The sequence below is a fragment of the Actinokineospora globicatena genome (genome assembly GCF_024171945.1).
Classification (GTDB): Bacteria; Actinomycetota; Actinomycetes; order Mycobacteriales; family Pseudonocardiaceae; genus Actinokineospora; species Actinokineospora globicatena.
Map to the genome: position 1 here is coordinate 942,648 of NZ_JAMTCR010000003.1, position 13,799 is coordinate 956,446.

Annotated in this window: 9 protein-coding genes; 6 read left to right on the top strand and 3 right to left on the bottom strand. The window is 73.2% G+C overall.

The window, feature by feature from the left end:
• Position 1 precedes the first annotated feature (1 nt).
• From LV79_RS17590 to LV79_RS17605, 4 genes are all read left to right on the top strand, one after another.
• A complete protein-coding gene (locus LV79_RS17590; protein ID WP_253838059.1) occupies positions 2–1,258 on the top strand; it encodes an acyltransferase domain-containing protein in 1,257 nt (418 codons plus the stop codon).
• Positions 1,255–6,315: an SDR family oxidoreductase gene (locus LV79_RS17595; RefSeq protein ID WP_253838061.1), complete on the top strand. Its 5,061-nt coding sequence runs from the start codon at positions 1,255–1,257 to the stop codon at positions 6,313–6,315. Before LV79_RS17590 ends, LV79_RS17595 begins: the two co-directional genes overlap by 4 nt.
• A gap of 195 nt (positions 6,316–6,510) precedes the next feature.
• The gene (locus LV79_RS17600) at positions 6,511–8,055 is read left to right on the top strand and encodes an MFS transporter (protein ID WP_253838063.1); all 1,545 of its coding nucleotides are present in this window, start codon (positions 6,511–6,513) and stop codon (positions 8,053–8,055) included.
• 3 nt (positions 8,056–8,058) lie between these two features.
• Positions 8,059–8,604, top strand: a complete 546-nt coding sequence (locus LV79_RS17605) for an NADPH-dependent FMN reductase (RefSeq protein ID WP_253838064.1) — start codon at positions 8,059–8,061, stop codon at positions 8,602–8,604.
• On the opposite strand, the gene LV79_RS17610 is transcribed toward LV79_RS17605, so the two are convergent.
• Together LV79_RS17610 and LV79_RS17615 are read right to left on the bottom strand one after the other, a co-directional pair.
• Positions 8,566–10,227 carry an AMP-binding protein gene (locus tag LV79_RS17610; RefSeq protein WP_253838066.1) on the bottom strand — a complete coding sequence of 554 codons (1,662 nt, stop codon included), beginning with the start codon at positions 10,225–10,227 and terminating at the stop codon, positions 8,566–8,568. The two genes, LV79_RS17605 and LV79_RS17610, sit on opposite strands and share 39 nt — an antisense overlap.
• A gap of 68 nt (positions 10,228–10,295) precedes the next feature.
• Positions 10,296–11,510, bottom strand: a complete 1,215-nt coding sequence (locus LV79_RS17615; protein WP_308208943.1) for a PP2C family protein-serine/threonine phosphatase — start codon at positions 11,508–11,510, stop codon at positions 10,296–10,298.
• 122 nt (positions 11,511–11,632) lie between these two features.
• Here LV79_RS17615 and LV79_RS17620 point away from each other — a divergent pair, with 122 nt between their 5' ends.
• Positions 11,633–12,043 (top strand): ATP-binding protein, encoded by a 411-nt coding sequence (locus tag LV79_RS17620; protein ID WP_253838068.1) that lies wholly within the window; start codon positions 11,633–11,635, stop codon positions 12,041–12,043.
• Positions 12,044–12,221: 178 nt separating this feature from the next.
• On the top strand, positions 12,222–13,508 hold the full coding sequence (locus LV79_RS17625) for a GAF domain-containing protein (RefSeq protein WP_253838070.1): 1,287 nt from the start codon (positions 12,222–12,224) through the stop codon (positions 13,506–13,508).
• Positions 13,509–13,613: 105 nt separating this feature from the next.
• Here LV79_RS17625 and LV79_RS17630 read toward each other — a convergent pair whose 3' ends face one another.
• Entirely contained in the window at positions 13,614–13,757 is a 144-nt protein-coding gene (locus LV79_RS17630; protein WP_253838072.1) for a hypothetical protein, read from the bottom strand.
• Positions 13,758–13,799: the final 42 nt, after the last annotated feature.

A 13,799-nucleotide genomic window follows, 5' to 3' on the forward strand; every position in this document is an offset into this window, starting at 1 on the left:
CGTGTCCAAGACGGCGTTCTTACTCGCGGGCCAGGGGGCCTTCCGACCGGGGATGTTCGCCGCCGAGCCCGGCGCGGCCGATCTGGCGGACCTGTTCGACGCTGCCGACGCGGTCGCGGCCGAGTTCGGCGCGGCGCCGGTGCGCGGGCACCTGCTCGACCCGACCGGCCCGACGAGCGCGGAGCTGGCGGGTGCTGACCCGTTCACGTCGCAGCTGGTCGTGTTCGTCGCCGCGCTCGGCGAGTACCGGCGGGCGGCCCGCGCGGCCGTGCCCGACGTGCTCGTGGGGCACAGCCTGGGCGAGTTGGCCGCGGTGACCGCGGCGGGGGCCTTCGACGTGGCCGACGCGCTGCGCCTGGTGTGCCACCGGTCGTCCGCGTTGGCCGAGTCGGTGACCGTACCGGGCGGGATGCTGTCAGTGGAGCTGTCGGCGGAGCGGGCCGCGCACGTGGTGGGAGCCGTGGGTGACCACAGGGCCGTGGTGGCCGTGCGCAACGCGCCGACGCGCACCGTCGTCGCGGGCCCGGACACGGCACTGGAGTCGGTGCGGGCCGTCGCGGCCGCGCTGGGTGCGACGACCGTGCGGCTTCCCGCGCCCTACGCCTACCACTCCCCCGGGCTGGCGGTGGCGGCCGAGCGGTTCGCCGGGCACGCCGCGGCTGTGCGGCAGCGGCCGCTGCGGGCGCGGGTGTACTCGCCGGTGCTGGGCAGGTACGTCGTGGACACCGACGACCTCGGTGCCCTGCTCGTGCGGCACCTGACGACACCGGTCGACTTCCTCGCCGCGGTGCGCCACCTGCACGCCGACGGGCTGGCCGCGGTGGTCGAGTGCGGACGCGGCGGGCTGGGCAAGCTGGTCACCGCCACCGTTCCCGGGGTCAGTGTCCTCGACGCGACCGCAGTCGACGGTGGCACGGTGGTCGACGGCGGCACCGCACCGGAAGCCGCGGCCGTGCCGGTGGTCGTGGCCGAACCGGCGCCGATCGCCCGCCAGGATGTGGGTGCGGTGACCGAGCGGCTGCGGGTGCTCTACGCGACCGCGCTGCAGTACCCGTTGGAGGCCGTGGACCCGGAGGCCGACCTGGAAGCCGAGCTCGGCGTCGACTCGCTCAAGCGGGCCGAGATGCTGGGCCGGGTCGGCAGCGAGTTCGGGCTGCCCCCCTCGGTCAACGACGGCCGGTTCCTGGCCCACGCCACGCTGGCCGAGCTCGCGGACATGGTCGCGGTGACCCTCGCCGCCCAGGGCGCCGCCCGATGACCGCGCGCGCCGTGGTCGTGATCGGGTCCGACGCGCTCGCGGCCGCACTCGCCGCGACAGGCAGGTCGGTGTCCACTGTGGAGCCAGGTGGTGTCGTCCCGGACGGCGCCGCGGCGGTGCACGTCGCCGACGAGAGCACCTACCCGATGGGCCAGGTGATGCGTGTCGTGCGCGCGGGCGGCTTGTCGGTGGTGGTCGCGGACACCCGGGTCGACTCCACAGAGGACTGGCCCGCGCACGGTGGTCCGGCTGCCGTTCGCGCGGCGGTGGAGCGGCTCGGTGCCGAGGTCATGGTGAACGCGGTGACCGTGGTCGGCCCACGCGACCGCGAGGTCGGTGCCGCGGTCGCCGCGGCAGTCGCGTTCCTCGCCGACGCCGAACTCCTGCGCGGCCAATGCCTGAGCATCGACGCCACCTCGGCACCGAAGACCACAGTGGACAGACCGGCGGTCGTGCGCACGGCGGAGCGGGCCGACCCGGCGGCGGTCGTCGTGGTCGGCATGGGCCTGGTCCTGCCGGGCGCCGACTCACCGGAGCGGTTCTGGGACCTGCTGCACAGCGAGCGGACCGTGTTCGGCGAACCGGGCGACCGAATCGACCTCGACCACGTCTACTCCAGTGACCCCACCGCGGCCGACCGGACCTACTCCCGCGTGTCCGGGTTCATGGCGCCGGATCCCGGCACCGCACCGGGCGTCGACTTCACCGAGGGCTGGCTGCGCCGGAGCATCGCCCAGGCCGTGGCGACCGTGACCACGACGCCCGCCGACCGGCACCTGTTCGCCGTCGGCCTCACCGCGGACGGCAGCCACCACCTCGAGCAGAGCATGGTCGTGCGCCGGGTGCGCGACCTGCTCGGCGAGCGGCTCGACCCGGACACCGACCGGCGCCTGCGCGAGCTCTACCCGCTCGCCGCCGACTCCCCCGAACACCTGCTGCCCTACCGCATCGCGCGCCGCGCCGCCGCGGACCTCCCCGCGGACTCCGAGATCGTCGTCGTCGACACCGCGTGCTCGTCGTCGCTCTACAGCATCGACATCGGCGCGCGTGCCCTGCGCGCGGGCGAGACCGACATCGCGGTGTGCGGCGGCGCGTTCGCCGTCGGCGTGCAGAACCTGGTGCTGTTCGCCAAACTGCGCGGCCTCTCCCGCTCCGGCGCGGTCCGGCCGCTCGACGCCCGCGCCGACGGTGTCCTGTTCACCGACGGCGCCGCGGTGCTCGCCCTCAAGACCCTCGCCAGGGCCCGCGCCGACGGCGACACCGTGCTCGGGCACGTCGCGGGGTTCGGCGGGTCCTCCGACGGCAAGGGCAAGGCGATCTACGCGCCGAACCCGGCCGGGCAGCGGATCGCGCTGCGCCGCGCCTGGGCCGCGGCGGACGTGGACCCCACCGGCATCGACTGGGTCATCGCGCACGCCACCGGCACCCCCGCGGGCGACCGCGCCGAACTGGCCGTGCTCAGCGAACTCGGCGGATCCGGGGGCTGGACGGTGTCGTCGAACAAGTCCGTGGTCGGGCACACCGGGTGGGCCGCGGGCGCGGTCTCGGCCGTGCACGCCCTGCTCGCCTTGCGCCACAGCAGGATCCCGGCGCAACGGCACTTCACGGGCCTGCCCGCCGGTGTCGACCCGGCCGCGCCGATCACCGTGCCGACCAGCGACCGCGCCTGGCCCGCCGGTGACCGCGCGCGGACCGTGGCGATCTCGGCCATGGGCTTCGGCGGCACCAACGGGCACCTGCTGCTCACCGACACCATCCCGGCCGCCCCGGAGGCGCAGGCACCCGACGCGCTCGACGACGTCGTGGTCGCCGGGTGGTCCGCGCACCTGCCAGGGGCCCCGGACCGCGACCGGATCGGCGCGTGGCTGCGCGGTGGACCCGCCGACTGGCCGACCCGGTTCCCCGACGACTACCCGCTGCCGACCCCGGTGCAGATGCGGCTGACGCCCTCGGCCATCGCCGCGATGGACCGCAGCCAGGTGATCGCCGTGCGGTGCGCCGACGACCTCGCCGGGGACTGGTTCGCGGGCACCGGCCTGGCCGAGCGGACCGGGGTCTTCGTCGGGCACAGCGGGCCGACGACGGCCGCCGTGCACCACGACACCCGCGCCTACCTCGCCGACCTGGCCGCCCGCGGCGGCATCGACGGGTTCACCGACCTGGTGGCGGGCCCGGCGCTGGCCGCGGTGCCCGCCGCGACCGAGGACTCCTACCCCGGGCTGATGCCCAACATCATCCCGGCGCGGATCGCGCAGCGGCTCGACCTGCACGGCCCGAACATGGCGCTCGACGCCGGACTGGACTCCTTCACCTCGGCGCTGGTCACCGCTGCCCGCTCGGTGCGCGACGGCGAGATCGACCTGGCGTTCGTCGTCGGTGTCGCGGCCGCCGCGGAGCAGGTCACCCCGCGCGACGGCCGCGAACCCGCGGAGGCCGCCGTCGGTGTCGTCCTGACCCGGGGCGCTGTCGCCGACGAGCACGGACTGCCCCGGCTGGCCGTGGTCGAGGTCGGCGGGGAACCGGCACCAGCGCTGGACGCCAACCGCGACCGCGTGCACCACGGCGCGGAAGGCGCCGTGGAACTGTTGCGGGTACTGCACTCCGCCACCGGCCGAACAGCTCTCGCCGCGCAGGAGGACACCCGCACGCCCCCAGTGGCGGTAACAGCGGCGAAGCGGGAACCCGGGCTCCGCGACGTCCTCACCCGCCACGCCCTCGATCTGCGGCCGACACCCGCGCGAGCACACCGGCCCCCGATGCCCGCCATCCCACTGGACTGCGTCGTGGTCACGGACAAACCCGACGCCTTCCACCGGCGGGCCACGGTCGTGCTCGGTCTGGACACCGACCCGACCACCGTCTCCGCGCTGGTGGGCGGGGCACGGCACGTGCGGACCGTGCTCACCTCGGGCGGGTCGTTCGAGGACGCCCTGACCGCCAACGACCTCACCTTCGCCGTCATCCGGGCACTGGTCGAGCCGCTCGCGGCGGGCGGCAGCGTCGGCGCGCTGCTGCTCGACGGCTTCGACGGCGAGGTCCCCCGCGCCGACACCGGCCTGACCACGGGCCTGCTGCGCAGCGTCGAGTCGGAACTGCCCGGCTGCCTGGTGTTCGCGGTGATCACCGACGCCGCGGACCTGCCGACCGGTCTCGCCGCCCTGGCCGCCGAGAGCGGCAACCACCGCCACCTCCCGGTCACCTACCTGCGCGCGGGGCAGCGCTGGGAACTCGTCCCCCGCCCGGTGCAGGCGCCTCCCACCGGCGCGCCGCTGGATGTGGTCGCCGACCCGGTCGTGCTGGCCACCGGAGGCGCCAGGGGTATCACCGCGCGGTTGGTGGGGGAACTGCTCGCGGGCACGACACCCCGGTCGGTCTGGTTGGTCGGCACCGCACCGGAACCCGACCCGGGCACACCCCAGCGACCACCGGACAAGGCGGTCGCGCTGCGCGACCTGATGAGCCGGTTCCCCGGCGAGAACCTGGCCGCCCTCAACCGCCGCCACACCGACGCGGTGCGCGACGTCGAACGGGCCGCGACGATCCGGGGACTGCGCGAGCGCCTCGGCGCCGACCGCGTGCACTACCGCCGCTGCGACGTGCGTGACGCTGCCCAGGTCGCCGCGCTCGTCGACGAGATCACCGGCACCGACGGCGGGGTCGACGTCGTCGTGCACGGCGCGGGCCTGGTGCGCAGCACCGCGCTGGCCCGCAAGGACCTCGCCGACTACCGGCTCGTGCGGGACGTGAAGGTCCGCGGCGACCGCAACCTGCGCGCCGCCCTGGCCACCCGGCCGCCCGCGCTGTGGTGCGCGCTGAGTTCGGTCGGCTCGTTCATCGGGATGCGCGGCGAGGCCGACTACCAGGCGGGCAACGAGTACCTCGTGCTGGCCGCCGCCACGGGCCGCGCGGCGGGCCGCGACGAACTCGCCATCGTGTCCGGGCTGTGGGTCGAGTCGGGCATGGCGTCCGGTTACGCCACCACGACCCCGTTCACCTCGGGGCTCGCCGACTTCACCCAACTGTCCGACGGCCAAGGCGTGGAGTTCTTCCGCGCCGAGCTAGCTGGACGCGGTGACCCGGCAGGCGCGCTCGCCACCACCTGGCTGGGCACCGCCGAATGGGCGACGCTGCACCGAAACGCCCCCGGCCTGCGCGAGCACGGCGCCGTGAGACCACCGGTTTTCCTCACCGCACCGGGAAAACAGGACGAAGTGGGAACAACCTGGCGGTGCTCCATCGAACTGGTCGAGCACCCGTGGCTGCTCGACCACACCGTGGACGGGCGGCCAACCGTGCCCGCCACCGTCATCGTGCAGATCGCCGCCGAGGCCGCGGCGGCGCTCGGCGGCGGACTGGTCGCGGTGCGGTTCACCGACATCGTGTTGTCGAGCTTCATCCGCGCGCCCGAGTCGAACTGGCCCCGTCACCTGCTGGTCACCGCGAGCCGCGAGGACGACCGGGTGCTGGTGCGCGTGTCCAGCGCGCCATCGGGCCCGGTGCCCGCCCGCGAACACGCGCGACTGACCGCGCACTTGGCCGCCGAGCACACCGCGGCACCGCCTGTTGTGCACAGCGGGCCGCCGGGGACGCCGGTCCCCGACGTCTACCAACTCGGCGGTTCGGTCCGGCTGCGCGGGATCTTCGGTGGCCTCACCGACGCCCGCCTGCACGGCGGTGGCGGCTCGGCCCGGTTCGCGATGCCGGTGCGCGGCACCCCGCTCGACCGGTTCACCGTGCCCAGCGCGGCACTCGACGCCCTGCTGCGCACCTCGGTCCTGCGCGGCGGCGATTCGCGCGCGATCGCGGTGATGGTGCCGACCGCCATTGCCGCCATCGACATCCACGCCCCGGGAAACGACGTCGACTGGGACATCCGGTGCTCCGGGGAAATCACGCTGCGGTACCGTACGAACACGCTCACGGGTTCCGACGAATGCGTCGCCACAACACCCGATGGCGCGGTCCTGGCGAAGGTGCGGGGAATTTCGTCCGTTTCCCGGGAGGAACACGAAATGCCTGCCGTGAATGGCCGGACCGGCGCGGCGGCGCCGCGGTGAGCACCCGGGCGGACCAAGACGCGCGCGGGACCACACAGCGAGACAGGTGCGGCACCGCGCAGCGGGACACGCGCGGCGACAGGTGCGGGACCGCGCGCCGAGACAGCCGAGACAGCCGAGACAGCCGAGACAGCCGAGACAGCACCGTGCCCGGGCCGCGGTGCCCGGTACCACCGCCAGCAGAAGGAGAACCACATGTCGGCCCAGGCCCCACCCCCGGCGGACTCGGCGGAGGTCCCGGCGGTGTCGACCGCGCGGTGGTGGACGCTCGGCGTCGCCTGCGTGGCGACGTTCATGCTGATGCTCGACGTCACCGTGGTCAACGTGGCGCTGCCCGACATCCGGGTCGACCTGCGCGCGGACCTCGCCGCCCAGCAGTGGGTGATCGACGCCTACACCCTGGCGCTCGCCGCGTTCCTGCTCACCAGCGGCTCGCTGGCTGACCGGCTCGGCCGCAGGCGGGTGTTCGCCACCGGCCTGGTCGTGTTCACCCTCGCCTCGCTCGCCGCGGGCCTGTCGCAGGGGATGGTGCTGCTCAACGTCGCCCGCGGCGTGCAGGGCGTCGGCGCGGCCGTGCTGTTCGCCGTCGGGCCCGCGCTGATCGCGCAGGAGTTCACCGGCGCCGAGCGCGGCAAGGCGTTCGGCCTGTTCGGCGCGGTCGCCGGGCTGGCGCTGGCGTTCGGGCCCGCGCTGGGCGGCCTGCTCGCCGAGGCCGACTGGCGGTGGATCTTCCTGGTGAACCTGCCGGTCGGCGCGGCGCTGCTGGTGCTGACGCTGCTCAAGCTGCGCGAGCAGCGGCCCGGTGGCGCGCCCGGGGTCGACTGGCCGGGACTCGTGGTGTTCAGCGCCGCGCTGGTGCTGCTGGTGCTCGGGTTCCTGCGCGGTGAGGCGCTGGGCTGGACCAGCGCCGCGGTGCTGGGCATGTTCGCGGCCGGGGTGGTGCTGCTGGTGGTGTTCGCGGTGGTGGAGCGCCGCCGCGGGGACGCGGCGATGCTCGACCTCGGCCTGTTCGGCAACCGCACCTTCCTCGGGTTGTCGCTGGCGACGTTGCTGTCGAACGCGACCAGCCTGGCCGCGATCTTCCTCGAGGTGTCCTACCTGCAGAACGTGCTCGGCTACACGGCGCTGGAAGCCGGTCTGCGCCTGCTGCCGCTGACGCTGGTGCTGTTCGTGGTCGCCGCGGTGACTGGCGGGGTGGTCACCAAAATCGCCCCCGGCGTGCTGATCGGCACCTCGATCCTGCTCATCGCGGTCGGCATGGGCCTGATCGCGCTGGTCGACCCGGGTGACTCGTGGTTGTCGCTGCTGCCGAGCATGGTGGTGATGGGCGTCGGGATGGGCATGTTCAACCCGCCGCGGTCGGTGGTGTCGGTCGGTGTGGTCGCGCCGGAGAAGGCGGGCATGGCCACCGGGATCGGTGAGACGTTCCAGCAGGTCGGGGTCGCGGTCGGGGTCGCGGCGTTCGGCGCGCTGTTCCAGGCGAAGGTGATCGGCGCGGTCGCCGGGTCCGGCTTGGCGACCGGGTCGGCGGCGACCGACCGCGAGGTCGGGCGCGCGGTGGCGGCGGGCGCGGGTGGTGATCTCGGCGCGGGCGCCGAGGGGGCGCGGGCGTTGTTCGTCGACTCGTTCGGGTCTGTCATGGTGGTGTGCGCGGTCATCTGCGCCGTGGGGGCCGCCATCGCCTATACGTTCATCCGGGGCAGTGATCTGCACGAATCGGCCACCGCCGGGACGGAGTGAGAAATGAGCGACATTTCCGACATCCTGCTGATCTCCGGCAGCCTTCGGGACCGGTCGAGCAATTCGGCGTTGTTGCGCACCGCGGCGACCCTGGTCCCGGCCGGTTTCCGCGCGGTCACGTACACCGGGATGGCCGACCTACCGCACTTCAACCCCGACGACGACCACGACCCGTTGCCCGCGTCGGTCGTCGAGATGCGGACCCGGATCGAGCAGGCGGCGGCGCTGCTGCTGTGCACCCCGGAGTACGCCGGAGCGCTGCCGGGCTCGTTCAAGAACCTGCTGGACTGGACGGTCGGCGGCATCGAGATCGGCGACAAGCCGACGGCGTGGATCAACGTGTCGAGCAACTCCACCAAGGCGGCGAACGCGCACGCGTCCCTGCGCCTGGTCCTGCGCTACACGGGCGCGGCGATCGTCGAGGACGCGTGCGCGCACCTGCCGGTGCAGCCGTCGATGATCGAGGACGGCCTGGTGACCGACCCGGACGTGCGGGCCGGGCTCACCGCGTCACTGGGCCTGCTCACCGCGGCCACCGCCGCTGTGTGAGCTGTTCTGGTCTGAGCTGTTCTGGTCGGGCGGGACCGGTGCCTCGGCGAGCACCAGGTCCCGCAACCGGGACCGCGACACCTTCCCCGAGCCGGTCGTGGGGATGTGGTCGACGAACCGCCACAGCCGCGGGACCTTCTGCCGCGCCAGGTGCGCGCGCCCGTAGGCGACCAGCTCGTCCTCGGTGAGCGTGGTCCCGGGGCGCGCACGCACGACAGCGGCGGGTTGCTCGCCCCAGTGCTCGTCGGGCACCCCGAAGACGACCACCTCGGCCACCCCGGGGTGGCGCGCCAGCACGTCCTCGATCTCGCGGGGGAACAGGTTCTCCCCACCGCGGATGATCATCTCCTTGAGCCTGCCCGCGATCCGGCAGTACCCGCGCCCGTCCATCGCGGCGAGGTCCCCGGTGTGCAGCCACCCGTCCGCGTCGACGGCCAGCGCGGTCTGCTCCGGCTGGTCGAGGTACCCGGTCATCACGTGGTGGCCGCGGGTGCACAGCTCGCCCGGTTCACCGACCGGCACCACCCGCCCACCCGACACCACCGCCACCTCGACCCCCGCGACCGGTCGACCGATCGTGCCCGCCCGGTCGGCGGCGGAGTCGGTGAACGGGTCGGTCATCGTGATCGCGGGCGAGGCCTCGGTCTGGGCGTAGATCACCGCCAGCGGCACGCCGAACGCCTCCTCGACCCGGGCGACCAACTCCGGGGGCACCACCGCGCCCCCGGACAACGCGCACCGCAACGAGGACAGGTCGGTGCCGGGGAGCGCGGGGTGGTCGAGGAGCGCCCGCAGCATGGTGGGCACACCGGCTACCAACACCGAGCGCTCCTGCTCGACCAGGCGCAGGAACAGGCCCGGGTCGAAGTACGGCATCAGGACATGGGTGCTCCCGGCGGCGATGGCCGACAACGTGGCGAGAACCGACCCCGCGGTGTGGAACAAGGGCATCGCGTTGAGCACCGGATCCGCCCGCCGCAGCCGAAGTGTCCGCGTGTAGGACAGGCGGGCGCTGTTGACCAGACCGCTGTGGTGCAGCACGACCCCTTTGGGCACACCGGTTGTCCCCGAGGTGAACTGGATCTGCGCGGTGTCACCAGGCCGCACCTCGGGCAACGGCGTCGGTGTACCAGCGAAGTCCCGCCACTGGTCGAAGTACACGACCTCCCTGAGCGCGGGAAGGTCGCCGCGCAACTGGTCCACGGTCTCGGCCATCGGGTTGTCCCGATACCGCCGAACGAGGAAGACGCCCACCGCTCCCGACGTCCGTAAGACGTGGCGCACCTCGTCGCGCCGGAGCGCCGGATCGACCGTCACCAAGGGCATCCCGGCGACCGCCGCGGCCAACTGCAGGATCGTCCACTCAGGAATGTTGTTCGCCCAGACCGCGACCCGCTCCCCCACCTCGAACCGACCCAACAACCCCCACGCGACTCGCCGCACCTCCCCCGACAGCTCCCCGTAGGTCCACCGCCGCCTCGCCGCCGGATCAGCGACCCCCTCAACCAACGCGCACACCTCGGGCGCGGCCTCGACAGCTCCCCGCAGCAGATCCCCGATGGTCTCCGCTCGCACCAACTCGGCACCCACTACCCGCCACTGCGAGACCCCCGCGTCACCCATCACCCCAGTGAACGCCGCACCCACGACCACCAAAAGGTCCGATCCGGGGTGAGATCGCTTCGAGTCGGTCAGGCGTCGGGCGTCAGGCGGAGGACGAGGAGGGCCACGTCGTCGCGGGGTGGGGTGTCGCCCAGGAGGGATTCGGTGACGTGGGTGCAGATGGTGTTGGGGTCGGCTTGGGTGATGGTGGACAGGAGTTGGTCGAGGTACGGGTCGAGGGCGTGGCCGGGGCGTTCGATGAGGCCATCGGTGTAGAAGGCCAGGACGGCGCCCGGGGGTAGGTCGATCACCGTGTCGCGGCGGGGGCGTTTGGGGGTGATGCCGAGGCCGATGGGGATGTCGGCGGGGGCGGTGAGGAGGGTGGCGGGGTGGCCGGGGAGGGCCAAGACGGGCGGTAGGTGCCCGGCGACGGAGAGGGTGAGTTGGCGGGTGGTCAGGTCGATGACGCCGTAGGCGGCGGTGGCCATGCTGCGGTGTTCGAAGTGGGAGACCTTGGCGTGGAGGTTGGTGAGGACCTTCGCCGGGCTGGTGTAGATGAGGGCGTAGGCGCGCAGGGCGCTGCGCAGGCGGCCCATGACGACGGCGGCGGCCAGACCGTGGCCCGCGACGTCGCCGATGACCAGGCCGAGGCGGTCGCCGGGGAGGGTGAACACGTCGTACCAGTCGCCGCCGACGGTCATGGACGTGCCGGGGATGTAGCGGGCGGCGAAGCTGAAGCCGTCGACGGCCGGGAAGCGGGCGGGCAGCAGACTGCGCTGCAGTGCGGTGGCGGCGGCGCGTTCGGCGCTGTTGACGTCGGCCTGGATGGTGAGCGCGACCCGATCGGCGACCAGGTTGAGCAGCTGGGTGTCCTCGGCGGTGAAGCGCCTGGGTGTCACTGATCCGATGTGCAGGACACCGACGAGCTCACCGCCCGCGAGCATGGGGACACCGAGCAGAGCGTGCAGACCGCGCCGCCACAGCAACGGGCTGACGACGGTGGTGTGGTCGACCCGGTCCAGGACCACCGGTGCGCGGGTGGCGGCGACCCGACCGGTGAACCCGGCACCCACCGGCACGGTCACGCCGTGGCCCGCCTCGTCCATGCCGACCGAGGCCGCGACGGTCAGCACGTCCGCGGCGGAGTCGTGGAGCAGGACGGACGCGGTGTCGACCTCGAAGAGCCGCTGGATCCGGTCCAGGACCGCGCGCAGGAACTCGTCGAGCTTGAGGTGGCGCAGAGCCACGTCGGTGACGGCTTCGAGCACGCTCACCCGGTCCACGGGCTCCGACCTTTCCAGCACGGCAGGCAGCTTACGACCCCCCGCACCCCGTCCCAGCGGACGAACACGGTCGACGCGGGGTTTGAGGTCACGATTCGAGCCGTTCGGGTGTGCCGAGCGCCGAGCCGGGTACCCCAGGCACGATGAGCACCGTGTCGTTACGGATCGAGTCCACCGCGTGTGCCAAGGCCGTCGCCGAGATCCGATCCGCGATACGCACCTGGCTCGCCTCCCGACGCATCGCAGGCGAGGCCGCTGAGGAGATCCTCCTCGCGGTCAGCGAGGCGGTCACCAACAGCGTCGAACACGCCTACCCCGCCGCCCCTCCCGGGCTGGTCATCGTCAGCGCCGAGATCGTCGGCGCCGACGTCCTCGTGGTCGTCGCCGATCACGGCCAGTGGCGCGAACCCGTCGCACCCGAGGCCGAGGCCGTCGGCATCCGGGGCCGAGGGCTCACCATCCTGCGCGCGCTGACCACCCGCCTGCGCATCGACCACGGAACCCAGGACTCCCCCGGCACCACCGTCGAGGCGCACTTCGCCATCCCCGCGTAGATCGACCCGGCACCGGGAATTCCGCGCGTGACGTGCTGCCGATAGTGGTTTGTCCGCAGGTGGACGGGGTACAGCGCCCGGCATGAGCAGGTCTGTCCAGACGCGCCGCCGCCGTCACGCACCCGATGGGGTCCTCGGTACTACGGTGGCAGCCAGCAGACGAGGAACGGACCACACCATGACGGCGTCACCAGGCCAGCACCCCCGCGCCGTCGAACAGGCGCCCGAGGAGGACATGCGGGCCCTGTTCGGGCAGTCGATCGCCCTGTTCGCCTCGTTGGTGGGACCGGAGCACGTGGTGGAGACCGCGAACCCGGCGTTCCTGGCCGCCATCGGCGAGCAGCGGGCGCGGACCGGTGTCCCGCTCGTCGAGCTGGTGCCCGAGCTGGGTGGTCAGGGCTTCATCGCGCTGCTCGACCAGGCCTACCGCTCGGGTGAGTCCTACACCGGGCGCGATGTCCGGGTCGTGCTCGACGCCGGGCCGCACGAGCGCGAGGCGTTCTTCGACTTCACCTACGAGCCGCGCCGCGACGCCGAGGGCACCGTGGTCGGGATCCAGGTGATCGGCGTGGAGATCACCCAGGTCAAGCACGCCCAGCAGCTGATGACCGAGCACCGCGCGCTGCTCGAGCAGATCGCCCGGCAGGCGCCGTTGCGCGAGGTCCTCGACGGGATGGCCCGCTGCATCGAGGACCTGACGCCGCAGGAGGTGCTCGTCTCCGTCCTGCTCGCCGACCCCGACGGCCTGCACCTGCGGCACGGGGCCGCGCCCAGCCTCCCCGACTTCTACAACGAGGCCATCGACGGGATCGCCACCGGGGAGGGCGTCGGGTCGTGCGGCACGGCCGCCCACCGCCGGGAGTCGGTGATCGTCACCGACATCGGCACCGACCCGTTCTGGGCCGACTTCCGGGACCTGGCCGACCGCGCCGGACTGGCCGCGTGCTGGTCGACACCGATCCTGGCCCGCGACGGGAGCCTGCTGGGCACTTTCGCCATGTACCACCGGGTTCCGCGCGTCCCGCAGGACTTCGACCTCGCCCTCGCCCGGGTCTTCGCCGGTACCGCTGCCTTGGCCATCGAGCGGCACCACAGCGAGCACGCCCGCCGGGACGCCGAGGCCCGCGCCGAGGCGGCTCGCGAAGAACTGGCCGCGGCGATCCACACCGAGCGGGAACTACGGGCCGAGGCCGAGCAGCGCGCTACCGCCGCCGCCGAACTCGCCGCCCGGATGCACGCCGCCGCGGCCGAGCAAGCCACCGTCCCCCACCCCGAGACCTGCCAACTCGGCGGCACGGACGGGTGCACCGCACCCGCTGAGCTCAAGGTCGCCGACTCCTGGGGCGACGCGGCGTGGGGGTGCCCGGCGCACGTGGAGGAAGTGATCGTCCACGTCCGGTCGGCGTTCATCGCCAGCGAGGAACTCGGCGGCCTGGGCGCCTACATCAACCGCCGACCCGCCTGACCGCTCGAATCCCGCTGCTGTACCGCTGCTGTACCGCTGCTGGACAAGCGAAAGCCCCGGGTGAGTTGGTCGTCACCCGGGGCTTCGAGCTTCGGTCTCGCGCGATCAGCGCCTGCGGAACTTCCGCGCGGCTTGACGCGCCCGCTCGCGGTTGCGCGGGTCCCTGGCGAGGTCACGCGCCTTCGTCGACAACTGCCGGCCACGCGGGCTGCGCAGGAACGACTTGATGCGGTTCAACAGGCCTGCCATCGGCATTCTCCCTCGTATCGCTTCCCCTCAGGACATACCCGG

Coding starts and splice junctions, on each gene's coding strand:
- LV79_RS17595 (WP_253838061.1), top strand. CDS start 1,255: ATGACCGCGCGCGCCGTGGTCGTGATCGGGTCCGACGCGCTCGCGGCC.
- LV79_RS17610 (WP_253838066.1), bottom strand. CDS start 10,227: ATGGGTGACGCGGGGGTCTCGCAGTGGCGGGTAGTGGGTGCCGAGTTG.
- LV79_RS17630 (WP_253838072.1), bottom strand. CDS start 13,757: ATGGCAGGCCTGTTGAACCGCATCAAGTCGTTCCTGCGCAGCCCGCGT.
- LV79_RS17625 (WP_253838070.1), top strand. CDS start 12,222: ATGACGGCGTCACCAGGCCAGCACCCCCGCGCCGTCGAACAGGCGCCC.
- LV79_RS17605 (WP_253838064.1), top strand. CDS start 8,059: ATGAGCGACATTTCCGACATCCTGCTGATCTCCGGCAGCCTTCGGGAC.
- LV79_RS17600 (WP_253838063.1), top strand. CDS start 6,511: ATGTCGGCCCAGGCCCCACCCCCGGCGGACTCGGCGGAGGTCCCGGCG.
- LV79_RS17620 (WP_253838068.1), top strand. CDS start 11,633: ATGAGCACCGTGTCGTTACGGATCGAGTCCACCGCGTGTGCCAAGGCC.